Origin of the sequence: Bhargavaea ullalensis, from assembly GCF_042432615.1 — a bacterium.
Lineage (GTDB): Bacteria > Bacillota > Bacilli > Bacillales_A > Planococcaceae > Bhargavaea > Bhargavaea ullalensis.
The window spans coordinates 1-24,760 of the sequence record NZ_JBHLWY010000036.1; the positions used below are offsets into that span (position 1 = coordinate 1).

Genomic DNA, 24,760 nt, shown 5'->3' on the forward strand with positions numbered 1-24,760 from the left:
CGAATGTCGGGATAACACCCTCGAATGTCGGGATAACGCCAGACGGTTCCCGAATGTCGGGATTGACCGCCCGAATGTCCGGTTACCGCCCGCGAATGTCGGGATAACACCCTCGAATGTCGAGATAACGCCAGACGGTTCCCGAATGTCGGGATTCACCTCACGAATGTCCGGTTACCGCCCGCGAATGTCGGGATTGCACCCTCGAATGTCGAGATAACGCCAGACGGTTCCCGAATGTCGGGATTCACCTCACGAATGTCGGGTTACCGCCCGCGAATGTCGGGATAGCACCCTCGAATGTCGAGATAACGCCAGACGGTTACCGAATGTCGGGATTCACCTCACGAATGTCGGGTTACCGCCCGCGAATGTCGGGATAGCAACCTCGAATGTCGGGATAACGCCAGACGGTTCCCGAATGTCGGGATAACGGCCGCTGATCTCCACCAAGCGCTTTCACACCACACTCAAACGAGAGGAGTTCCTTCACCCATGACCGAACGCCGAGATATGGAAAAGAAATGGAGCAAGGAAAAGTACCTGGTGATGTACCACAGTCAGGCACACTATGAAAAGATCCGCGAAGCGCTGAAGGGGGATTGCACGCCCGTCCAACTGGATCAGCTCATCAATGAAGCCAAACAAACACCGCCGACCGCCGGTTCCCGGACGAATGCCTTCCAGCACATGTGGGGGTATTTCAAAAAAACAGCCACCCCGGAGGAACGCGAGGAATACAGCCGCCTTCAGCAGAACGGTTCCGGACAAAATGAAAGAGAACGGCTGGCGTTCATCCGTTCCCTCGCGGAAAAATATAATGTTCAGTATCTGCTGGACAGCACGGTTCTTCGATGACCCGCTGCTCACTGACCTAGCAGGGTACTTCCCGCCTCTTTACAGTTTCCTCACCGACAGGCAGCCGGATGACAATGTGGGTCCCCTTTCCTTTCGCGCTCTCGAGCTTGAATTCCGAGTTGGCGATCAGACGGATTTTCTGCATCGGGTTGCGGAAGCCGATCCGGCCGGTTTCTTCGCCCAGCAGCACCTTCTGCTGTTCATCTGGGATTCCGGCGCCGTTGTCAAACACGCAAATTTCCACCATGCCCGCGGAGCGCTTCACCGACCACTTCAGTTCCGCTCCTGCCGACTTGCCCGCCAATCCATGTTTGATCGCATTTTCGACAAACGGCTGGATGGTCATGGAAGGAATCATGCATTCCACGGTTTCATCCACATCCTCGAAAATCGTCAGCCGGTCTCCGAAGCGAAGCTTCTCGATCGCCAAATAAGAACGCACGAGTTCCACTTCGTCTTCCAGCGTCACCAGCCCCTGCTGCTTCTGATAGTCCAGCTTTGTCCTGAAATACACAGACAAATGCTCCAGTGCTTCTCTCATCCGGTCCGGATCGTCGTAGCTGAGACCGATGATGGTGTTTAGCGTATTGTACAGGAAATGCGGGACGATTTGCCCGTGATAGCCGGACAACTCTCGTTGCACGGACGCTTCCACTGTCTTTTTCATCGCCAGCAGCGAACGGATCCTTGAGAGGAACTTGGCGTCCTCCGCGGCAGGAGAGACAAAGTCCGTCACGCTGTCATTGTCCGCCGCGGCACTGCCGACCAGCTCGTTTAATTCAGCAATCAGGAGCACAGGCAGCTCGATTGCCTGATGGCGCCGCCGGATCCACTTCGAGACGCTGTAGCCCGACCGGTCGGGCAGGCGGACGCCGACAACGGCAAGGTCAAACCGGCTGTGCCGCAGCTCCGCAATGGCATTCATTCCGCTTTGCACGGTAAATACCCGGTGCCCTTCCCCTTCCAGCAGCCTTCGGAACCTGCCGAGCCGTTCCGGACTGCCATCAACAAGCAACACCTGGATACCCGAACTGCCCTCGCCTGTCCACCCGGCCGGCAAAACGGCCGGACGCATTGCCGGATCCGCGCCTCCCGCTTCCTTTCCGTTCCCCACTGCTGAAGGCAATTCCAAAGTGAATCGGCATTTCCCGTCCGGCAAGTCCGCTGCGGTCATCTGTCCGCCCATGAGACCGGCAAGCCGCTTGGCGATCGGAAGTCCAAGATCCATTCCTTCGTCTGCCTTCCCGGAACGGGAACTATGATAAAACGGATCAAACAGGCGGGCGGTCTCCAGCCGGTGAGACTCACATCCCGTAATTTGAAGAAGCACCTTCGCCCCCTCCTCTTTCACGCAGACGCGGATCTCTCCCTTTTCCGTCGTCCTCAGCACAAATGAAGTCACATGGAAGAGAACCTGTCTGAGGCTTTGTTCATCAGCCCAAATCGCCGGAAGACCCGGTTCAACTTCGAACCGGATCGGCACCGAATCCTCCGTCTCAAGCATCGCCGCCGTTCCTTCGATCATCTCCAGTACCACCGCGGCCGAGATGGATTCGGGGTGCAGATTTCCGACAGGCTGATCATCACTTGCGTATTTCAATGTCTCAATCGCGCGCTGCAGGCGCCTTCCCTTCCTGCCGATGGAGAGGGCACGTTCCTGCTGGGCCCGGTTCAAGTCCCCTTCCTCGCCGCCCATCAAAGATTCCATTTCCGCCAGCATGTCGGAAAGAGGCCCTTCCATTTCGTGTGCCGTCCGGACAAGGAAGCGTCTCTTGAATCGGTCCTGCACGGCCAGCTCGTCCGAAAGCCGTGCAGATTGGTCAATCGCCTGCTGACGCTTGCCTGCAATGAAGAGGCCAAACATGAGGCTCATCAACGCGAAGAACAGGAGCGGGATCATCCCGAGCGCCTTGCCCGTCAAAAAGCTGTGCCACAGCATCAGGCCATAGCAGCTGAAGGCAACCGTTGCGACGAGCAAATATTCCGCTCCGATTTTCTTCTTCGTGAAAGCCTTCACCATCGCCACGATGGCATATGCATATCCACCGGCAAGGATCGACAAGATCACACCCAGATTCACACGGATCGGGAATTTCTGCATGGTAAATTCCGTAAAACCGGGCACCAATGGCAAAACAGCAAAACCGGTGAGCAAGAGAATGAGCGCAGTCCCCCGTCGCGAGCCTGTCCTCCCCATAAACAGCCGCTCAATAAACAAAGCGTACAAAATCGTGGACAGCACCAGTGCGCTCATCTGCACGCTGATAAGGACGAACGGGGAAAGTTCCGGAATCACGGTATAGACCAGCCGTTCTTCGACCGTCGCAACATACACGCCGAGCACCAGACAAAAAAGGGCGAAAAACAGTTCATGCACTTCTCTTCTCCCGATCAGATAATGCAGCAGGACGATCAGGCTTAGCAGGAAAAAACCGCCGGTGATCATTCCATCCTGAACTTTGGAACGGGTGCTTTGAAGGACAATCGCTTCCGTTCCCCCAAAGAGAATCGGGCGGACGAACATTCCGTTTCCGAGACCGTTGTTTTTGGCGTGGATGATCACGTCCAGCTTTCCGTCCTCACTTTTCCCGAATGCCATGTAGGGTCCTTCCTTGAACGACGCCTCCGCTTCGCTCCGGGCCCCTTCAAGATCGCCTGCCGGAAATCCGTTGATGTACACCCGGCTGGCCTGCCGGATGGACCCGATCTTCAAACCAAAATATCCGTCACGCCCAACGTCGATCAAAATGCGGAATGTCCCCTCGTGGAATCCGTTATTGCCGCTGAACCTTTTTTCGGGAACCCGGGCAAGCCGGTCCGCTCGGGAATTTTCGGGAGGACGCTTCGGATCAACGAATTCGCCGTCATAAAACGCCCACTCCCCATTGAGTGCCACCGGCCGGTCGCCGGGTGCCCAGTTTGCAGCGGCTTGTCCTTCCCGGACAGGGACTTCCGGATGGCGGGACCGATCTCCGGCCAGTTCAAGAAACGTCAGAAGAATAATGACCGCGGACAGGAAGATGAAGAAAAACCGTTTCACCGCTCGTCTGCTCCTTTCCCCCTCCACCGCTCCGCATAGGCGGTCGCTCATATAATCCCAAGGCGATGAACCGTTATCCTGTTCGATACCGTCTTTTCCTTATTTTTCTCTCTCACTCATGTATACTGAACATATTGAACACTCCATCTGTGATCGGGGGCGTTTCCATTGATCCGTGCTGTCTTGATCGATGACGAAAAACTGGCTCTTACGACGCTGAGCCGAAAATTGTCGGAGACCGGCAAGATAGAAATCATCAATACCTATACCGATCCCGCGAAACTGCTCGGAAATCTGGAAAGGGATGCAGCCGAAGCAGCATTCGTCGATATTGAAATGGGACCTGTCAGCGGACTGGATTTGGCCGAAGAGATTTTGCACCGGGTCCCGGACATGCAGATCGTCTTCGTGACGGGCCATTCAGAATATGCAGTGCGGGCGTTTGAGCTCGACTCGATCGACTATATTCTGAAACCGGTTACAACCGGCCGCCTGAACAAGACCGTTGCCCGTTTAAAAGGGAAGGTGGCAGATGCGAGGGAATCCGCACGGCCGGCTCCGGCTCCGAATCCTCTTTGCATCACCACGCTCGGCGAGTTCCGCGCCTTTTATGGAGGCCGTCCTCTTGCCTTTAAAACCGCTAAGGTCAAGGAACTCCTCGCCTTCCTGATTGTTCAGCGCAACATCCCGGTCCATCGGGATGTTTTAATCGACTCCCTCTGGCCCGAGCAACAATACAAAAAAGCGAAAATCCATTTACATACTTGCTTGTCCCACTTGAGAAAAACACTGGAGCAGGCGGGTCACCCGGGGGCCATCAGTTTTTCGGGACAAAGTTACACGCTGACCCCCGGCCCGCTTGAGCTGGATTTGGATCTGATCCGCGCGGCCAGCGCCGAAGACACCGGAATCCGTTCCATGGAAAAAGCGGTCGGAGCCTACAAAGGCCGTCTTTTCGAGCAGGAAGCCTATCCGTGGGCAACCAAGCAAGCCGAAGATATTCACCGGCAGGTCATCGTACTGCTGGACCGTCTGATCGATTTTTACCAGGAGGAAGATCTGGAGCGCGCTTTGGAGTATTTGCATCTGCAGCAGATTCACGATCCTTATCTGGACCGGAGCATCAGAAACCGGATGCTCGTCCTTGTCCAGCAGGGCAACCGGATGGAGGCGCTCAGGCTGTATGAACAGCACGTCCGCCTCCTCGATGAAGAACTCGGCATCGACCCGGATGCCCGGCTGACGGAACTTTACAGGCTGCTCAGCAAAGCCTGACTGCCCGTTTTAAATCTCACCCGCTGTACGGCAGGCAGCGGGTGTTTGTCATACCGGCAATTCTTTGCTTCCCCCGGATGAGGATTCCATATGAGTTCGAAAAGCCATCCGCTCTGCATTGGCGCTTGCCAGGCTCGCAAGGCCGTCTTCCAGAGAAGTGGAAGGCACCCAGCCGAGCGCTTTTTTCAGTTTGCGGTGATCCAGCCTGGATTGGCGGATATCCCCGGTTCTTTCCGTTTCATAGACAATCGGGACTTCCGGAGAGTTGCCGGCCATCATGCCGATCAGCTCCCGGATCGTCGTTTCGGTGTTTCCGGAAAGATTGTAAACGCCGCTCAAATGATCCATGATCCCCCGGTACATGGCTTCGGCAACATCGCCCACATAGACGAAATCTCGTGTCTGCCTGCCGTCCCCGTATACGGTGATCGGCTCCCCGGCGAGTAGCTTTTCTGCAAAGATGGTGATCACGCCGCTTTCCGCGCTGATTTGCTGTCTCGGTCCGTACACATTCGAAAAACGATAAACGAGCGCCTCCATTCCGTAGAGCTCCGCCCACTTCAGGCAATAAAACTCTCCGTTCATCTTGCTGATGCCGTAAGGGGAAAGGGGATCCGGCGTCTCCGTTTCCTTCAGCGGAAGGTTCGGATTGTCCCCGTACACCGCGGCCGACGAGCAGAAGGCAAACTTCTTCACCCCGTATTTTGTTGAAAGGTCCAACATATTGACCAGCCCGAGCACATTCGTCTCGGCGTCCTTCTTCGGGCTGCTGATCGAGTACTGCACACTCGTCTGCGCCGCACAGTGAATCACCGCGTCAAATGAATGGGTTCTAAAGAAATCCTCGCAGCTGTCGTCTTCTATCCCGCAGATCAGCGAACTGTGGGGAAACCCGATATTCTTTGTCTCGCCTGCCGATAAATCATCAATGATGAAAATGCCGTGGCCTTCCTTGTGGAACCGCTCCGCGATGTGAGAACCGATAAAACCATACCCACCGGTGATCAGTACTTTCATTCCTTCTCCTCCTCATCCCGGCGAAAAAGAAAGAGGATTCCTCCTACTTTTCTACCCGCCTTTTTCATAGAATAGGCCTAATCACTTAAAAAACTCTTAAACAAATTTCGACAAAGAGGAAGTTGATTAGGGCGAAAGGCTCTTCCGGTCAAAAGTCGGCCAGATGGCAGGAGAAAGTTGAGATGGTCCGGTCCGGCACACCACCTGTACGACGCAATGCCCGATCCCTCCTGTTCACAGCCCAATCCGTCCGAGCCGCCCCCGCCTCCCACTGCAATAAAAAAGGGACAAACCAAGACCGGTTGCCCCGTGCACAAATCTTACAGATCATCATAAATATCATTTTGGTTAAATGTCGGAAGGAAGCCGAGCGACCGGCTGTACTCGTAGGAAGCCCTGTCTTTTGTGACCGTCAGCAGATCGAGCCGGTCCTGCTTGGATCGGAAGTAGGCGATCCATTCCCGGGACCATTCATCGCACATGATGTCCCATTTGCCGAAGTCTTCCCACATGACGCCGTCGATGTACTCGAGCGAGCCGGCTTTGACCGTCCCGAATCCCCAGTTCTGCATGATGTACAGATCCGGAAACTCCCCGCCGACCTGCCGAAGCAATTCCATGTAGCCTTCACGCAGCTCCGACTGGAGGGCCTTTTTCTTCATGAAGTAATCATCGATATTGCCCGCAGTATCAAAAAACACGCCGTCCATCCCTTTGCCGGCAACCTGTTTTCTCACTTTCCCCATGACGACATCCCGGTAATGGGCTTCGCGAATATCCATCATATAGGTGTCCCACTTTTTGATGTACCAGCGCTTGCCTTTATCAAGAAGAAAGTCGGTTTCATTCACCTGTCCGGCGAGCGGTTCCTCAAGTTCCATGACGCTCACATAGCCGAGCACCCGGGTACCGCGTCGCTGGAGTTCATGGACCTGCTCTTCCGTGAAGGCGTCCGGTTCGATGATGGCAAGTCCATAGTGGGACAAGACGTCAATCGCATGCGGATCCGCTTCGCCGTAATAAATCTTATAGGACGGTGCCCCGTCCATCATTCCATTCAACTGAACCTCACCCGCCCCGCTCCCGTAAAGCCAAAGTGAAGAAAAGAGAGCCAGCAATCCCGGTATTCCCGTGCAGTGCATGAACGGTTCCTCCTCCAGTATCGAGTTCCCGCATCGGCTTGCGGATGCCGCCGTCTGCCGCCCGGCTGTTTGGCTTTCATTACCCGGACGGCTGAACGGCAAATCCCCGAACAAGACGGGCAGGAAAATTTCATTCGCCGGGGAAGCGGATCACCCCGACCGGTTTCCCCATCCGGAGGCCGGGCCGCCCGCTTTTCCAGCCTACTGGTTGAACCGCTCGCTCAGACGCACCGACCACCTCGTGAAGAAGCCGGCAGCGCCCTTTGGCTGCGTCGGCGTGAATACATGGTATTCAATCGAATCCATCAGGTTCATCAGGCGGTTCAGCGAGTAGATGAACGCGATGGAAGAACCGGTTGCAAAACTGAGTCCGTAGTTGCTCTCGCCGGTCGGCAGGAGAATGTAGGTCAGCACTGCATTCATGATGAAAAAGATCACCGCCGACCGGAAGGCCCCTTTCCGGTCCTCAAAGTAAAGCATCAATAAAATATTGACGAGCAGCAGCGCATTGGAAAAGGCGCCGACATAGCCGAACAGCCTCATGAACAAAAAGTCGCTGTCATGGCCATAGTTGAAGAACAACAGAACCGTCAGCAAAATGGCGGCGAACGTCACGATGCTTTGGTTGCGGATCAGCCGCTTGATCTCCCCCGCGAGTGTGCCCTGCATGTCCTTCATCGCCTGCTCGATCGCACCGAGGCTTCCCCCGTTGTTGATCAGGCCGTAATACCGCTTATATTTCTCATAAAATCGGGTTTCGATGGACACCACGAAGAACATATACGTCGGGATGATCGTCAAATATGCCAGAAAAATGGCGGTGTCGTATTGCAGATGCACCTTGAACGTCCCGGCGATGAGCGTGCTTCCCGCCCCGAACCAGATCATGATGTTGCACACCCACAGTCCCGCATTGTACAGAAGGCCCGTCCACATCAGATGCGGAAACACATCGATGTAGGACAGAAACTTGAACAGATCCCGCGTTCCCCATTCCGGGAACATCCCGATCAGCATCCGGGAAAGGAACAAGGCCGTGACCATCATGCCGGCAAGGAAAGCCAGAACGACGAGCCCCTCATACAAAAACGGCCTGTCCGGAATCGTCGTGATGCTGAGCAGGATCGTCAGCAGGACCGCGGTTGCGCCGCCCGTCACGAACGCCCGGACAATCGTCATGTATTGCTTGGCGGCTGTCAGGAACACCGATTGTGTCCAGATGATGAGAAGCGACATGAAAAGGAACAGCAGCAACAGGTTGTACATCCCCGGCAGGACGGACCACAGGCAGAACACCAGCCAAAGCAGGAGAGCCGCGGCCCCCTGCACGATCAGCGCGCCGAGAAAAACGGAAAACAGCGATTTTGTGTCCCGTTCATAGAGCCGGTCGGACACATACCGCGTGACGATCAGCTGCAGTGCGCCGAAAATGATCTGCGAGAAGATAAAACAATAGGAAATCGAGGCGACGACGAGCCGCCCGTCGAAATCCGCGGTCTTCGAGAATGGCAGAATCCGCTGGATGATGAGCAGCGTCGCCAGAACGACGAGCCACGGGCCGGCCGTGACCATCGCCGTGTAGCCGTATGCCTTTGCATTGCTTGAGAAGTGGTCATCCTTAAACATTTTCTGCAGCTGGAACCCGATTCCCGCCATGCGTCTCCCTCCTTTTCCCCGCGGCATCCAGATAAATCTGCTGGTAGCGCCAGACGACTTCGTGAAGCTGGTAATAGGCCCGGATCCGCTCCCGGCCCGCGTCACCGTATACATGCAGCTGCTCCGGATGGTCAAAGAACCAGGCGAGCCGGTCCGCCACGGCTTCCGGCGACACGGGCGGCACGCAGAAGCCGCACGGGCCGAACGGATCCGCTTCCGTTCCCTCGATCAGCTCTTTGCATGAGCCGACATCCGTGGTCACCCAAGGGATGCCCGCCGCCATCCCCTCGAGCATGGCGAGCGGCTGCCCTTCTGAAATGCTTGTCAGCACAAGCACATCCGCCTGCCTCAAATACGCCTGCACGTCACCGGGTCCGGTCAGGAACACTTCGTCCGACAGCTCCAGCCGGGCGATCAGCTCCGCGCATTCTTCCGCATAAAGCGGGTCTTCCTTCCTTGGTCCAACCAGATGGAACTCAAACGGCACTCCGCGCTTTTTCAGCAGCCAAGCAGAATAAATCATCGTCTTCACGTCTTTGATCGGCACGACCCGGAGCACCGACACGATGACCATTCTCTCTTCCGGCCGCGGTTTTCTTAAATTTTCATAGACGGACAAGTCCACGCCGTTCGGGACGACTTCGAGTGAATCCGGAGAAGCGCCGCCTTCAAGCTGGAATGCCCGGTTGCGCTCGAACAGTGAAATCACCCGGTGCGCCTGTCCGTAGGCCTCTTCGGAAAGCTGACGGAAAAACCGGATCCATCTGTCCTTGCAGATCGGCGGGATCCAATCCGCCTGGATGATCTCCTCTTCCCGCTCCCGGGTATACAGACCGTGTTCCGTCAAGATGAGTGGACAGCCGAACCGCATCGACAATACGCTTCCAAGCAGACCGCCGTAGCCGGTCGACACTGCATGGACCAAGTCCACTTCCGGCAGCTCTTCCTGAAGCAGCGCCAGGACCGGCTTGTACATCGCTCTCATCATCCACAAATAATCCAGGAACGACGCGCTCCCGTCCTCAAGGCGGTAACAGCTTTTCACGATCGAGTAAAACACCTCGCTGTCGAGAAAGGAAGTGCCGCTTCCCACTTTGCTGCGATCCTGCAAAATCTTCAGCGCCCCCGCGCCCGTCGAACGGAAAGAAAACCAATCTTCCAGTATCCCACACTCCTCCGCGGTCAGTTTCACTTCTGATCGTTTCCGCACGGTCTCCGTCTTTTCAAGCGGGATGATTTCCACGCCGGCCACATTGTCCGGAAGCTCATACTTCATCTCTTCATCCGGTTCATGCCGGGGGACGATGGCGTAAATTACAAATTGGTGTTCGGGCATCTGCTTCATCATCGTCTGGATCCAGGAAGCCACGCCCCCGCTGACGAACGGATAGCTTCCTTCTGCCACTATGCCGACTTTCATCGTTCCACCTCCAGGATTTCCAGCTCGGCCGCCGGTTTCTTCATCCGGACGGAATACAGCCCTTCCGCCGCCTCCAACACTTCCGCCTCCTCAAACTCCCCGGTCTTCAGCCCTTTTCCGTCCTCGAGCCGGATCAGCAAGGAAGCTGTTTCGGGAACTCCTTTGCAGGCGATGGAAATCATCCCGTCCGAGAAAGTCGCCTCGACGTCCGACTGAAGATAAGCCTTCATCGCTGCCGTCGCTTCCTTCTGCGTGACGCTCTTCAGCTGCGGGTACCATGTCCGGACATTTTTCAGCAAGTCTTCATAGTCACCCGACAGTTCCTTCCACGTCCGCCCGTCCGAACGGTAATCGTCGAGCACATCATCGGGGTGGACAAAGTGGGAGACGATCCCCACATGTGCCATGACATCCGCCATCTGGAACTGGTCTGTGAGACTCAGTGAATAGCCGCTTGTAACCCGCGGATAATGAAACACGTTTTCGTAAGTCCCGTCATATTCAAATTCCTGGATCAGACTGCCGTTTTGGGAGGAGCCGATATAAAGCGATGCGATCGTCCGGAGCTCCGGCAGCTCCTCTGCGAGCACACGGATGCCCGTTTCATCGATGATGTTCGACGGAGGGACGTATGTTTCAATCGTCTGCTTCGGGAAGAAGGTTTCGACGTTCCCCTTCAGCTCGCGGACTGCACGGCGCATGCTGTTTTCGTCCGGCCAGTAATTGTAGCCGAGCTGAGGATCCACATGGGTGTTTTTGAGGACGAGCGGCTGGTGGTTGTAACCGTGATAGCCGATTTCGCCCCCCTGCCGGAGCAGGCTGCGGCCGTAATATACATAAGGCTGCCGGATGCTGTCCTCCATATTCTTGAACGGTCCGTTGACCTCATCTTCATAAGTGATGATGGAGCCGCTCGTCAGTTTGATGCCGTACTTATCCATCATCGCTTCAATGTCGGGCCACCAGTAATGTTTGTAGAAATCCCGGACCGACACGGTTTGATCCAGCAGGTTGGTGCCTTCCAGCGTGCCGGCAGGGACCGGAGCCGGGAAATCATCAATATAAACCACTTCTGTTCCGGCCTGCGACGAAACGAATGCCGGAAACAGCACCGACAGCGACTGAATCATGAGGCCGCGCGACATTTTACCGGTCAGGATTGCCGAATTCCACATGCCGACCTTGCCTTCGCCGACCGGATTCATCCAAAAAACCGGATTTCCTTCCGCTTCGATCCAGACGTCCGCCGTGTCTTTCAGGTTGACTTGAATGCTGCTGTGCGTAAAGGCTTCGGTGTCCGCGGGGAAATCCGGATATCCCGGGAACAGTTCCCGATTGAATGTCATGCCCTTGAAACTTTCATAGCCGCCCCGGGTTTCCACGCCGAGCAGTTCCTCCCACTCTTTCGAGAAGTAAAAGCTGTTTGCGATGAACACCCGGCCGCCGAGCTCTGCAAACCGCCTGATTGCCGGCACGTCCAATTCATTGATGGCCGTGCCGCTGACCAGCAGCCCCGTGTATGGATCCGGCTCGATCCCGGCGATTTCCCCGGGTGAGGCCCGTTCGAGTTTAATCCGGGAATAACGGGCGGCATAATCCAGCTGACCGGCAAAATCCTCCGCCATCCGGTCTTCCCCTTCCACCACGTAAAGCCGAAGCGTATTTCCGGTTCCTTCATACTCCGTCGAAAGAATTGCCACCTCCTGTCCGTCTTCATCGGAAACCGGTGCCATGGACGCAAGGAAGATTTCAGACCGGAAAAACAATATCGAGCCGATCGTCATGATGAGCAACAGTCCGATCCAGACGAGCGCATACTTTTTCACCTTCTCATGACACTCCTTTGACAAACTGCCGATATCGGTCTGAGAGCCCGATCCCTCTTTCGTCGGCCAGTTCCACGATTTGATAAAGCGACGTCCAATCTTTCATTTCATAAAGACACCGGATGGCCCCTTCATATGCGGGGGCATACGCCTGGTGAGCCCCCAGGAGTGACTGATAAACGAGGAATGCCTGCTCCACCTTTCCGTCCCGGACCAGCTGGTCTGCTTCGAGCCGGGCGAACTCGGGTTGCTGCGGAAAACGGCCGGCGGCTTCCTCCAGCAGCGACCGGTACGCGCCGATGAGTTCCTGTTCCTGATTGTCCGTCACAAATCCGCTCTCGATATGATCGGCGTATGTTTCCGCGAGGCGGACATAAGTCGTCGGATCTCCGGAAAGACCTGCAGTCAGCATGCGGACGCGCTGCTCAAACCGGCTTTGGAACGTGTTCAGCATGGTGGCTGCATAATGTGCCGTTTCATAGTCCTCATGCCGGACCGCCTCCTTCAGAAGCTGCCCCCGCTTCCCCATCGGACTTTCACCCATTTCACTGATCAGCCGCTTGTGGATTTTGTTTTCCTTGTACCGGAGTGCCGAGGCGACTGGTATGAGCTCAAGATCCGATGTCGCCCGCACCCGGAGCCGGGTGAGATTGTCCGCCTTGTAATGGACATAGCGTTCATACTCCTCAAACCAGTCTTCCTGCCCCGTTTTTTTGTCCCGGCTGTGCCAGGCCCACAATGAAAAGGCCAGGCCGGCAACCGGAAATATGACGGAAAGGATCCCCAGATAAAGAAGCAATCCTTTTTTCCCGGGCGGCTGATGCTTCATGGCCAAACGGGCGACCAGGAGGACGGCGGCCGCGTAGCCGAAGTACAAAACGGCAAGGTTCATAGCAGGATGCCTTCCTTCCAATGTTTAATGCCTTGCTGCACCCGTTCCAGCACCAGCTGTTCCTCCTCTTTGTTTGTATTGGGCAGGAGAAGATGGACGACTTTCCGTTTTTCATCGAATGCGACAATGTCCACTTTGACGAGCTCACGGACCCGCTTTCCGACCGCCTCCTGAACTTCATAAATGGACAGGCCATCCGCCGGTATTTCACTGTATGTGTAGGGAACCCCATATTTTTTCTGGCGGTTTTCACACAGCTGCCGGAGAAATGGAACTTCTGTGGAATAGTAGATGGCCGTTCCGGGATGCATCCGCTCCCCGTTGCTTTCCATCCACTCATCCGCGGACTCCATACGCTCTCCAAGCCATTTGACGAACCAGACAAACAGGTCGAACTGCTGGCTGGAAACCGCGTCAAACGGCAACGGGCCGGCCACGAGCATGAAACGGATCTCTCCGCTTACCTTCACCGGTCCTGCGAGAAACGGTGCATCCGCCGGGTCCTCCGCAGATCTGAACTGCGGGAACTCTTCTGCCAGCGCTTTCCTGAGCACCGGCGGCTTCTCTTCCCGGATCGTTGTCCTGTAAATCCCCGACCGGCCGGTTGTGTCCACTTTCAGCCGGAGAACGGATTTGGTTTTGTCCACATAGTAAACGGCTGCATCCTTCGCCCCGAAGTGCTCCTTCATGACGTCAAGTGCACGGTCAAGGACTATTTCGGGATGACGGTGATTGATCGCCTTGAACAGCTCATACATCGTTCCGAGATGGCTGTCGTGCTCCAGCAGTCGCCTCTTCAGCTCCTGGCGGGATTCCTCAAGCACTTTCACCGTCTCCTGCAGTTCCTGTTTCTCCTTCACCAAATGGTCGTGCCGCTCGCTGATGTCTGCAAAGCGGTCTTTCCGGTTCATGCTGAACACGCCGGCAATCCCTGCAACGGCGGCAAGGAACGTCGTTTCAAACATAAAATTGCGCGAAACAAAGAAAAGCACCACATCCTCGGAGCGATAAAGCCCCAGGCCGATCTGGAATGCGACCGCCAGGCCAAATGTCGCAATCCCTGCAAAAATGCCGTATTTCAGTGAAAACAGCATCACAAACAGCGAAAGCAGGAGGAACAGGACAAGCTTTTCAAGATGACCGCCAAGCAAAACGGCGGCCGCCCCGACGATGGCCAGTGCGGCAGTGATTTCCAGCACAATCCTGACCGGTCTCTTCTTTTCTGACATCATCATTTGATCTCCCTTCTGGCTTTGAGTGATTCATACTTCCGATGGCTTGGACGGGTTGACGGATATCGCCGTCATTCCGCCCCCAACCGGCCCTGTTGCGGTAAACGGCCGGTTTCGCCAAAAGACATGCCGGCCGCACGTTTTTGCCGCTTGGCCGAATACATCCGAAGATCCGCCAGGTGCAGCAATCTGTCTTCATCCCGTCCGTTGTCCGGGTGAACCGAATATCCCGCACTGATTCCGATCATCAGCGTTTGATCCCCCACCTGAAACGGGGAACGGAATGCCAGGTGCAGGCGCTCCAAAATATTTTCTGCCGACCCGACATCCTCCGACAATAAAAGAAACTCGTCTCCGCCCTTGCGGTATACGCCCGCCCCTTCTCCTGCCGCCAGGTCGATCCTCAGCCCGGCACTTTTCAGCAGCAGGTCTCCCGTCTCGTGCCCATATCGGTCATTCACCAGCTTGAACCGGTCCAGGTCGATGTAGCAGACCATGAACGGAATCTGGTCCTGCAGGCGCCGGCGGATCTCTTCCCTGAACCTGCGCATGTTCGGCAGCCCGGTCAGTTCGTCTTCATAGACAAGCCGTCGCAGCCGCTCCAGTTCCAGTTCCACCTCCATTTCCAATTTCGCCGGCCACTCCCCTGTCCGATCGGTCCACTTTTCCATGTCCTCTCTCAGCGTCATCGGCGATCTCCCCTCCCAGGCGGGTATGACTTTGCAGTCTGATGGTGCATTCATACTAGTCCTTAACTCTTACAAAACTCTTAAATCTACATTTTTCGATTTTGCCGAACCGACAAAGTTAGCGCTAAAGACCCACTTCAACCGTCATCCCGATAATTTTCCCGCCTCATACGAAAACCCCCTGCAGCTCTTGCCGCAGGGGGGCCTCACACTTATTCGGTTTTCTCAAACGCTTCCTTCACAATCCAATACGACTGCTTCAGCCGCTCTTCATATTTCGGTTCGTGCCATTCCTCCCACGAATAGCCGTCCAGATTGCCGAGCACGCCGTCATTCGTGGCCGGGAAGGAATCCGCAGCTTGGCCGTCTTCGCCGATGAACAGCGCACCGAGGCCGATCCGGTCGATCACGGTGCTCGCCTGTTCGCCGTCTTTCGCGAGGTCTCCCATGAATTCTTTCAGGCTCGGGTCTTTCGCCTGGATGAGCAGCCACGGGAGGCGGAGTTCCAGCATGCCGTCTTTCACGCGGTAATCGGCCAGGGAATCGTAGTCATCCGATTCCGTGTTGCCATTGCCTTCCTTCAGCTTGCCGGTTTCGTAGGCGCTGAACGGCAGTGTCCGGTTTTCATTCGGGATGAAATATGGTTTGTTGAGCGCGTACTCAACCCGGATGAACCGGCCACTGTCCGGCACCCGTTCGACATCGGGAATGAGGCCGAGTTTCTTCCCGTACAGATAATGATGAAAATCATAATACGGGTCGATGACGAGCCGCGATTCGCCGCCGTTCATGACAGCCATGAACTCCACGCCGTCGGAGAACCGCACGCCGGGCACGCTGTCCGCCTTCGTGTTGCCCTGACCCGGGACGGTATCCATCAGCACAATCGGATAACCGCCGTCGTTCACCGCTCCCTCGTCCATGTCGATCCGGATGTACAAATACCGCTCGTCATGATCGACGAACATTTTTCGCAGCGGGCCGTCCCCTTTCTCGTACATCGGGCCGACTTTCCAATCATCCGGATCCCCGTCGACTTTCACTTTCAGCCGGTCGAATGAAAGCAGGCCGAACTGTTGCTCATTCGTCTGGGCATTCGACCAGAACGGCCGCCGGTCCGGGTTGTCGTAGTCCATCGTATTCCATGTCCGCTTGAACCACTCGTCCTGCCATGTGAACACGAGCCCGCCCATCAGGCCCTCATGCAAAATGTCTTCATATAACCGCGTCAGCACCTCGCCCTGCTGTTTCTCGGACATGAAGCCCTGGTTCCAGCCGAACGGGTTTTCATGCGTTTTCCCGCGGGACGCCGGGATGCCGAACTCCGCGATCAGGATCGGCAGGCGGTGGGCCGCATGCAAGTCTTTCAGGTAGGCCGCATAGTTGTTGTTGTCCCCCCGGAAGTCGACGTACTCCCGGTATTTCTTCTCGTAGTTCAGGAAGTCCGGATAATACGGATACACGTGATAAGACGCGAACTGTCCCGCTTTCTCCATTTCGTCTTTCACCCAGATGAGGTTCGGGTCGACCGAGACGAGGTCCTCCCGGTCGGACGAGTCCGCCGGGTGGTCGAGCAGGTCGGTCGTCACCCAGTTCGTGAAGCTCATCGGCCGCACGGTCCGGTACTGCTCCATCTCGTAGGAAACGAGCACATCCATCTGGTTGGCGATCCAGTGCTCAAACGGCCGGGCCCCTTCCGTCCGGAAATACTTGCCGTCATATTCGCCGGCGTCGCCGTGTTTTTTGTTCGTGGCATCGGCGACAACCGGGTCCCATTCCACGCCGATCATCCAGGCGCTCACCCAGTCGGACACGTCCGCATCGTACACGCCGGATGCGTGTCCGGGGCGGGATTCAAGATCCGCATTGCCGTGGACGACATCGACAAGGCGCTTCATCTCCGCCTGGAAGTCCTCCACATTGCGCTCATCAAACGCATCCTGAGTTTCCACAAATATTTCCTCGTTGATCCAGACGCCGTGCATTACGTGGATCGGCTCATCGTGAGATTCGTTGTAGCGCTTGAGCGCCCGGTAGAATCCGGGCGGGTGCAGCGTGTATACCCGGACCGTATTTGCATTCATCTCGCCGATCTTCTCGAACCAGCGGTAATACTCGTTTTCCTCGATCGCCGCCTCCCCCGGGAAGTGGCCCGGCTTGCCCATGCCGATGTTGACGCCCTTCACCGTGATTGCCTTCCATCCTTCGCCGTCGCGGACTTCCAGCTTGCCGTCGTTCATCCGCGCGGGCATGTGTACTTTGCCGCCGTCCGCCGTTTTCTCTGCCACGTCCGCCCCTTCTCCTTTCGCAAAGCTGCCGATCACCGACTGCATGACCGGCACGTATGCAGACCAATAGAACGACTCATCGGAAAACGCGTTCAGCACCCGGTAGACGGCCGGCAGCCCCTTCACCTGATAGAACTTCGGAACGGTCGGCACATCGTTGTAATCCCCGGCGAAGTAAACGCTTTGCGACGCGCCGGTCTGATTGGCGGTGATCGCCGAGAACTGTTCGGGAATGCCCAGCTCAGACAACAGTTGCTTCCCTTCACCGGTCAGCCCCCATTCATACTCGGCCAGCACGGTGGCGCCGGGACGCGGGGTCACGATGTCGAACCAGTAATCATACCTCGGCGAACGGTCCAGCCCGAGACGCTCCTTGCCTTCCTTTGTAAATGAAAGCCGGATGCCTTCCCCCGTCAGATGCCCGTCTCGCTCCAGCACGGCGACATTGCCGTCAAAGTCATTCACCAGCAAGAACCCCGGACCGGAGTGGTTCCAGTCCTTCTGCTCGTCAACAATCCAACGGGGCACTTCCTCATTTTTCTCCGGATCCAGCTCCTCGAAGAACCTTCCCGTCCAGCCGTCCCAAGACACGCCGAGCCGCCGGGTCACCACTTCGCGCACCTCTTCTCCGGTCGGCGAGGCGAATGAATTATATTCCGCGATGAACAGCGACGGTTCCGGCGCGTCCAGCCGCTTTTCGATTGCCGACCACTCAGCCGCCTGCAGGCCCCCGTCGATCATTTCGGAACGTCCGCCGGCCCGCCGGCCTTGATGCCACGGAAGGTCTTCTTCATAGACGCCGTATGTATCGGCCAGGTAAATGACATCCGTCCCGGCGTAGTCGGCCGGAAATTCGCGGATCTCATAGTCTTTCTTCTTTTCATCCGGACGGAATCCGAAGTAGTCGTGTTCCGAGTTGAACTTTTTCTGCCCGGCCTTCAAATGATTCAACACCCATGTGACGCCGAGATGCTCCCGGTACGATTCATCTGGCACGGTTTTATCGAGAATCGCCACCGACAGGCCCTTCCTGTCTTCCATGAACCAGAGGACGACGGGAAGGGCGAGCACCGCGACGATCAGCAGTGCGATCGCATAGAACTTCTTCACTTGGACGCCCCCTTCGTCGTTGCGCCGACCCGCTCCATTTCTCCCCAGGAGCTGATCCGGAACATCGAGCGGATGAGCCCTTCAATCCGCCAGACGAGCGTCAGCGGCTTGTACCAGACAACCTCGGTGAAAGACAGCGCCATCATCCGCAGCACGTCCCGTCTTTTCGGGAATGCATTCAGGCTCCATGACTCAAGGAGCACCGAACCGATCGAGAACACCGTGCCGTACAAGATGAACAGCAGCATGAGCAGCACCGCGTATTCGTAATAAATCCCGCCCATGAAGAATGCAAGGATCACATATATATAGCCCCCGAGCTCGATCACCGGGCCAAAGCACTCCACCAGCCAGAAATACGGGAACGAAATCATGCCGACCGTGCCATACTTCGGATTGAACGTCATCCTGCGGTGCGCCCAAAGGCTTTCAAGCAGGCCCTGATGCCAGCGCCTTCGTTGCCTTCTCAGGATCGACAGAGACTGGGGCGCTTCCGTCCAGCACACCGGATCCGGGACGAACTCCACACGGTTGTCGAGTTTCTGTTCTTTCAGGAACCGCTGGATCTTCACGACCATCTCCATGTCTTCCCCGATCGTCGTCGTGTTGTAGCCGCCCGCCGCGATGGCGAATTTCTTCGAGAACACGCTGAACGCGCCGGAGATGATGAGCACCATGTTGAACTTGCTGAGCGCGATCCGGCCCATCAGGAACGCTCGCAAATATTCGACGACCTGCATGACGACGAGCGCCCTGCCCGACAGCCGAACGTCATCGACCGCCCCGTAATCCACCGTCAGCCCGTTTACGATCCGCACGTTGCCGCCCGCGGCGACGACTTTGCCGTTTGACGTCATGATCGGCTTCATGACGCGCAGCAGCGACCGCGTGTCGAGGATCGAATCGCCGTCGATCGTGCAGAAATACGGATAGCGCGCAAAGTTGATCCCCACGTTGAGCGCATCGCCCTTTCCGCCGTTCTCCTTGCGGATGAGCCACAGATTCGGATGGATGCGCGAACGGTACACTTCCTTGACCGGCTTTGTCTGCAACTGCGGAAGCATCGGCTTTTCGGCCGGCACCATGTCGAACCGGCCGATCACGAGCGCCGCCGTCCCGTCCTTGGACCCGTCGTCGATGACGAGCAGCTCGGTCTGCGGATAGTCCAGGTTCAGCAGCGAATGAATGCTCGCGACCACACCCGCTTCCTCGTTGTAAGCCGGCACCAAAATCGACACCGGCTTTGAATAAAACGCATCGACGAACCGCTCATCGAGCTCGCGCCGATCCAGCCGGCGCTGCTTTTTCAGCTCAAGGAACGCAAACAGAAACATGAGGCTGTACGCCACAATCACGACCAGCATATAAGCGAAGATCAGGCCGCCGAAAAACAGCATGATCCACTCCAGTGCCTGATTCATCGGCAAGCCCCCTTGCCTGGATCCGTCCGGCGGCCAATGTCTACCCTTTCCTTCATCCGAGTGCCGCCTCCTTCTCTAACTGCCGGCGCTCAAGCGCCGGCCCGAGCCCTCTCAATTCTTCCCGGACAAGCCATGACTCGTCTCCCGCCAGCTTTTCCGCATAGCGGAGCGCCTCGGATTCCGGAAGACGACGGATCATCCTTGCCGCGATGAACCGCTCCTGCCACACAGGCGAATCGACCGCCCTTCTCAGGATGCCATCCGGCGTCCGGATGCCAAGCGCATCGACCGCCCGAAGCGCACGGATCCGCAACTCCTGATCTGTGCTGCCGAGCAGCTTTTCCAGGAACGGCAGCCGCGCGAGATCCTGTTTCATGCCAAGCACGTCGACGAGTGCATACTGCGTGTCTTTCTCCAGCTCGTCCAACCTGGAAGCTGCCTCATCAAACACCGCTTCGGGCATCCGGAACAGCAGTTCCTTGTTTTCCACTTCCGAAATGTTTCCGTTCAGGCGGATGTTCCGGTCCACAAATCCGTCCGGCCGGAACGCCAGGTCGATCAACAGGAGCTGGAATCGCTCCTCCTGCGAAACTTCCCGGCGTGCGAGCGCCCGGCAATCTTCCGCCAGCGCATCGATTCCGAAATCATGGATCCGGTACAGCGCGTTCAGCCGGTCGCTCCAATTCCTGCTTTTGAGCTTCTTCCTGTAAAACCCGGCAAGATGACGGTTTGAGAATTCCCGGATGCGGTTCTGCATCCCCTCGCCCGCAAGATTGTTCAAGTAGGACCGGAACACTTCTTCCACCGCCGACACTTCCGCCCGGTCCTGCGGCGCCAACTCATTCCCTGCCGGTTCAAAACCGCGCAAGTGACGGAACCAGGCAGCCGCATGACGTTCCAGATAAGCGGACGCACGGCGGGCACGCTTTTCTTCCGCGGCACGCGCGATAAACAAATACACTGTCAGCAGGAGCAGCAGCCCAAGAAGAAACGCAACTCCGCCCAGCACCCACCCGACCGGCAGACCGATCATGACCAAAGCCTCGCCAGCAGCCGCTTCACCTGTGCTTCGAACAACCTGAGATTAAATGGTTTCACTAAATACTCATCGGTTCCGCTTTCGTAGGCATAGATCATGTCTTCTTCGGAATTGCGCCGGGTCATCATGAGCACCGTGAACTTCTGCTCATTCGGCATCTGGCGGAGTGCATGAAGCACGTCGAGCCCGTTCTGTTTCGGCAGCACATCATTTAAAATGACGAGATGCGGATGCCAAGAAGCCGTCCAGCCGGATTCCAGCAGATCCAATCCGTCCCCGAAAGTGCGGACATCCAGTTCAACTGACGGAACCCGGAGACTTCCGATCGACATCGACAGCGCTTCGCGGAAAAGCGGATCCGGATCCAGCACGCTCACCTTCACCGTCTCCGTCCTGCGCCCCAGGCCGGCGTCCACGAAAGCCACCGTCTCTCCGGATGCGGCTGCTTCCACCAGGCCACCCCTTGCCAGGTCCAGCGACTGTTCAAACGACAGGCCAGGATGCTGCACCTCAAGCACGGCTGCCCGGATTTCAGTTGTGCCGGCGGACCGGAGCTCTTTTGAGAACCTGCGCAAAAAAGCAGCGGCCTCTTCTTTTCCGCTCTGCGGCATGAGCAGGCCGCACTCCCCCGGAAGGGCCGCCGAAAACACAGCGTCCGTCATCCTGACACTCTTGACCAGCCGGGCGCATATCTGGTCTTCTGTTTCACCGGCCTCAAATTCGCCCTCAAATCCGATCAGCACGAACGCCATCGTCCGCCGGCTCCTCACCACATTCGCCTTCAGCAGGTCAAACACATAGCCGACCTGTCCGCTCCCGAGCAACTCTCTCGGTGCGTGCTCCACACTATGATCCATCCAGTCCCCACCCCAGTTCATTCCATTTATCGGCAGAATTGATTTCTTCCGTTTCAGAAACTTGCCTCTTTTCAACTGATACCCTCATTCTACCGAATTCAGCCCCCGAAACGGGAGCGAATGTTGACGAAAAAGGGAGATTCATAACTAGCAATCCACTCGCTTACCGCAGGCGTTGCCGACGCCAACGCGACGTTCGGCGCCGGCGCTCAAAAGCGAAGCGTTGGAATGCATCGCTCCATGAATCCACTCATCCCGGCTATGCGCTCACTCACGGCCTCTATGATTCCACTCACCCTGTCAACGCGCTCACTCAAAGCCTCTATGATTCCACTCACCCGGACACACTCAAAGACCGGCCTCCCTGTGGAAGACCGGCCCGAGTGTCCGCATTCAATTCAATGTGCTGCTTGTTCATCAGATGCCTTCATTCAAGTATTCCACCGCAAATCCGGCCATCGCCTTGATGCCGGCGGGAATCGAGCGTTCGTCGAACACGATTTCCGGACTGTGGAGACCGAGGCGGGTTCGCCCGTCTTGATCGTTTCCGGTGCCGAGGCGGAACAGCAGGCCGGGCACCTGCTCGAGATAGTAGGCAAAATCCTCGCTCCCCATCGACGGGATTTCCAGATGCTCGATGTTCTCCCGGCCGACGCTTTTGACGAGCGACCGCTCCAGCACATGCACGAGCGGCCCGTCGTTGATGACCGGCGGAGTGCCGCCGCTGAAAGTGACCTCCGCTTCCGCGCCGGACGCCGCCGCCGTATGATAAGCGATTTCCTCCATCCGCTTTTTCACGTAATCCCGGGTGTTCGGGTTCACCGTCCGGATCGTGCCCGAGAACTTCACGTTTTTGGCGATGACATTGTCCGCCGTCCCGCCGTGGATCTGCCCGGCCGTGATCACCGCCGGATCAAACGGCGACAAATTGCGTGAAATGATCCGCTGGAACGAATCAATGATGTCGTCCGCCACCGGGATCGGATCAATCGCCGTTTCCGGATGGGCGCCATGCCCGCCGGTTCCCGTCACCGTTACGGAGAAGCTGTCGTTCGCCGCGGTCATCGCGCCCGGACGGATGCCGATCTTCCCGGCGTCGGTGACCGGCCATGTATGAAGGCAGGCGGCATAATCCGGCACGGGATTTTCCAGAACCCCGCCCTTGATCAGTTCCGGCGCGCCGCCCGGTTTTTCCTCGGACGGCTGGAAAACGAACTTCACCGTCCCCCGCCAGTCCCCGCGCAGCCGCTCGAGCACGAGCGCCGTTCCGATGAGCACCGACGTATGGATATCGTGCCCGCACGCATGCATCACACCCGTCTGCTTGGACGCAAACGGCAGTTCCGTTTCTTCATTGAGCGGAAGCGCATCCAGATCGGCCCGCAGCATGAGCACCGGACCCGTCCCCGCCTTGCCATTCATCAGGCCGACCAGTCCCGTCGCCGTTCCTGTTTCCTGCCACTCGATCGATGTGCCCGACAGCAGCTCCCGCACATAGCGGGTCGTCTTGAACTCCTCATGGCTCAGCTCGGGATGCATATGGATCTCCCGGCGCACATTCACCATCTCGTCTCGGATTTCCTCCACCAACCGTTCTAAATCCATCGAATCCTCCATTCTCTCAGTCGCAATTCCACTCAAGTTCCGGTTGCCTATGAGTTTCCTTTACCCGAAAGAGAGCGGAGTTATGTCCTAAACCGCGCGGCGTCTCGGACGGTACTTCCGGCCGGCGATCACGATGAGCGGCGTGCCGATCACCGTCGGCAAGATCCAGAACAAGAGGACCGGCCACTCATTGATGACCGGGATCCGGGGAACATTCACGACCAGCACTGCCGTCACGATTCCGATATACGACCCGAGCACCCCCCCGATATGAGGACCCATCCAGCCCTTCTTCTTCCGCCTTGCGGAAATCAAGCCAAGCAGCGCATTCCCGTACGAAAAGAGCGCAATGTAAAACAGATAAGCACTATCCGCCCAGTTGACCACGGACATGACGAGCGCCGTGATGAACACGCACAAGTAGGAGGCATGATAAACGGTGCCCGCCGACGTATGCCGGCCCCGCCGCTTCGGTGCCTGCAAAGCGAACAGTCCCGTGATGAGACAGACGATTCCCGACAAGATGTGGACAACGAGAAACATATTGAACATATACGTTTCCTCCTTCATCGCTCTCGGTTCTCCCGGTTCCTTTAACCATCCTACGTCCGGGAAGATGAATGGTTTCATGGAGTGGACGCGGCTGATCAGTGATTCTATTTAAAAAGGAACAGCCGCGGCTGTTCCTTGCAGTTCTGTTATTCCTTTTTCCCGGTCTTCCGGATGCCTTCTCCTTTGATGAAATGGTAGGTCACACCCGGCTCGAATGCCTGCGTCATGCGATCGTCAGGCCGTTCAAGGTGATGGCGGAAAAAGAGGGCTTTCTGGAATTGGTGATAAAAGCTGTGGAGGCTGATGCCGGCGACGATGCTGGCGCCGCCGGTCAGGCTGATCCGCGTTGATCCCTTTTCCTCTTCATTGAAATCAATGATGTGGTCGAGTGACAGCCACATGCACCCTTCCCTCGTCGAAGACTCCGTCGGCAAGAGGATGATCGGCTTCTCGGCTTTGATCAGGACGGGCAGGGTATGGTTCTTTTTCAAAATGTAAGCGGCCCCCTGCACGGCCCCCATATAGCTGGACGCGTAGGAGCGGAGCGTCCGGTCGATCAGGTGCCGGGGCTTCAGCTTGATGCTGAACGCCTCCTTCCCCTGCTCGAGGATGATTGATTCCGGATGGCCATACTTGTCGAAATCCGGCATGATGGCCATCGTTTGCGGCCCGATTCGATAGAAATCCTTATGCATTGCAACTACTTCCTCCTTCTGACTGTCTGCTTTTTAATACAAACACACGAGAAGTTAGCAACAAAGTACAAATGAATTTCCTGCACAGCACTGTTCCCTTTTGATATCCGGGACTGCCGGACACCTTTTTTCTCCTCCCTCCCCCG

At 56.7% G+C, this 24,760-nt stretch carries 18 protein-coding genes; 2 read left to right on the forward strand and 16 right to left on the reverse strand.

Annotated elements, in window-relative coordinates:
• Positions 1-495: 495 nt before the first annotated feature.
• Positions 496-858, forward strand: coding sequence for a YbgA family protein (locus ACFFIY_RS08375; RefSeq protein WP_354198807.1), 363 nt, complete (start codon positions 496-498; stop codon positions 856-858).
• Between the two features lie 16 nt (positions 859-874).
• Here ACFFIY_RS08375 and ACFFIY_RS08380 read toward each other — a convergent pair whose 3' ends face one another.
• Positions 875-3,898: a histidine kinase gene (locus ACFFIY_RS08380; RefSeq protein ID WP_354198809.1), complete on the reverse strand. Its 3,024-nt coding sequence runs from the start codon at positions 3,896-3,898 to the stop codon at positions 875-877.
• Between the two features lie 168 nt (positions 3,899-4,066).
• On the opposite strand from ACFFIY_RS08380, the gene ACFFIY_RS08385 reads away from it, so the two are divergent.
• Positions 4,067-5,173, forward strand: a complete 1,107-nt coding sequence (locus ACFFIY_RS08385) for a BTAD domain-containing putative transcriptional regulator (RefSeq protein ID WP_354198811.1) — start codon at positions 4,067-4,069, stop codon at positions 5,171-5,173.
• A 48-nt stretch (positions 5,174-5,221) separates the two neighbouring features.
• Here ACFFIY_RS08385 and ACFFIY_RS08390 read toward each other — a convergent pair whose 3' ends face one another.
• From ACFFIY_RS08390 to ACFFIY_RS08460, 15 genes are all read right to left on the reverse strand, one after another.
• Complete coding sequence (locus ACFFIY_RS08390; protein WP_354198813.1) at positions 5,222-6,190, reverse strand: NAD-dependent epimerase/dehydratase family protein; 969 nt, start codon at positions 6,188-6,190, stop codon at positions 5,222-5,224.
• Between the two features lie 320 nt (positions 6,191-6,510).
• Positions 6,511-7,332: a glycoside hydrolase family 191 protein gene (locus ACFFIY_RS08395; protein WP_354198815.1), complete on the reverse strand. Its 822-nt coding sequence runs from the start codon at positions 7,330-7,332 to the stop codon at positions 6,511-6,513.
• Positions 7,333-7,533: 201 nt separating this feature from the next.
• Positions 7,534-8,988 (reverse strand): exopolysaccharide Pel transporter PelG, encoded by a 1,455-nt coding sequence (pelG, locus tag ACFFIY_RS08400; RefSeq protein ID WP_354198817.1) that lies wholly within the window; start codon positions 8,986-8,988, stop codon positions 7,534-7,536.
• Positions 8,951-10,408, reverse strand: a complete 1,458-nt coding sequence (gene pelF / locus ACFFIY_RS08405; protein ID WP_354198819.1) for a GT4 family glycosyltransferase PelF — start codon at positions 10,406-10,408, stop codon at positions 8,951-8,953. The genes pelG and pelF overlap by 38 nt, the downstream gene beginning before the upstream one ends.
• Positions 10,405-12,234 carry a DUF2194 domain-containing protein gene (locus tag ACFFIY_RS08410; protein ID WP_376837232.1) on the reverse strand — a complete coding sequence of 610 codons (1,830 nt, stop codon included), beginning with the start codon at positions 12,232-12,234 and terminating at the stop codon, positions 10,405-10,407. The genes pelF and ACFFIY_RS08410 overlap by 4 nt, the downstream gene beginning before the upstream one ends.
• Before the next feature lie 4 nt (positions 12,235-12,238).
• Entirely contained in the window at positions 12,239-13,126 is an 888-nt protein-coding gene (locus ACFFIY_RS08415) for a hypothetical protein (protein WP_354198823.1), read from the reverse strand.
• Positions 13,123-14,361 (reverse strand): hypothetical protein, encoded by a 1,239-nt coding sequence (locus ACFFIY_RS08420; RefSeq protein ID WP_354198825.1) that lies wholly within the window; start codon positions 14,359-14,361, stop codon positions 13,123-13,125. Before ACFFIY_RS08420 ends, ACFFIY_RS08415 begins: the two co-directional genes overlap by 4 nt.
• Before the next feature lie 68 nt (positions 14,362-14,429).
• Entirely contained in the window at positions 14,430-15,047 is a 618-nt protein-coding gene (locus ACFFIY_RS08425) for a GGDEF domain-containing protein (protein ID WP_354198827.1), read from the reverse strand.
• 212 nt (positions 15,048-15,259) lie between these two features.
• Positions 15,260-18,445: a hypothetical protein gene (locus tag ACFFIY_RS08430; RefSeq protein ID WP_354198829.1), complete on the reverse strand. Its 3,186-nt coding sequence runs from the start codon at positions 18,443-18,445 to the stop codon at positions 15,260-15,262.
• Positions 18,442-19,866 carry a glycosyltransferase family 2 protein gene (locus ACFFIY_RS08435; protein WP_354198831.1) on the reverse strand — a complete coding sequence of 475 codons (1,425 nt, stop codon included), beginning with the start codon at positions 19,864-19,866 and terminating at the stop codon, positions 18,442-18,444. Before ACFFIY_RS08435 ends, ACFFIY_RS08430 begins: the two co-directional genes overlap by 4 nt.
• A gap of 52 nt (positions 19,867-19,918) precedes the next feature.
• The gene (locus ACFFIY_RS08440; RefSeq protein ID WP_354198833.1) at positions 19,919-20,899 is read right to left on the reverse strand and encodes a HEAT repeat domain-containing protein; all 981 of its coding nucleotides are present in this window, start codon (positions 20,897-20,899) and stop codon (positions 19,919-19,921) included.
• Positions 20,896-21,783, reverse strand: a complete 888-nt coding sequence (locus ACFFIY_RS08445; RefSeq protein WP_354198835.1) for a response regulator transcription factor — start codon at positions 21,781-21,783, stop codon at positions 20,896-20,898. The genes ACFFIY_RS08440 and ACFFIY_RS08445 overlap by 4 nt, the downstream gene beginning before the upstream one ends.
• A 396-nt stretch (positions 21,784-22,179) precedes the next feature.
• On the reverse strand, positions 22,180-23,367 hold the full coding sequence (locus tag ACFFIY_RS08450; RefSeq protein ID WP_354198837.1) for a M20 metallopeptidase family protein: 1,188 nt from the start codon (positions 23,365-23,367) through the stop codon (positions 22,180-22,182).
• 87 nt (positions 23,368-23,454) lie between these two features.
• Complete coding sequence (locus ACFFIY_RS08455; RefSeq protein ID WP_354198839.1) at positions 23,455-23,919, reverse strand: DUF2306 domain-containing protein; 465 nt, start codon at positions 23,917-23,919, stop codon at positions 23,455-23,457.
• A gap of 146 nt (positions 23,920-24,065) precedes the next feature.
• On the reverse strand, positions 24,066-24,614 hold the full coding sequence (locus tag ACFFIY_RS08460) for a competence protein ComK (protein ID WP_354198841.1): 549 nt from the start codon (positions 24,612-24,614) through the stop codon (positions 24,066-24,068).
• Positions 24,615-24,760: the final 146 nt, after the last annotated feature.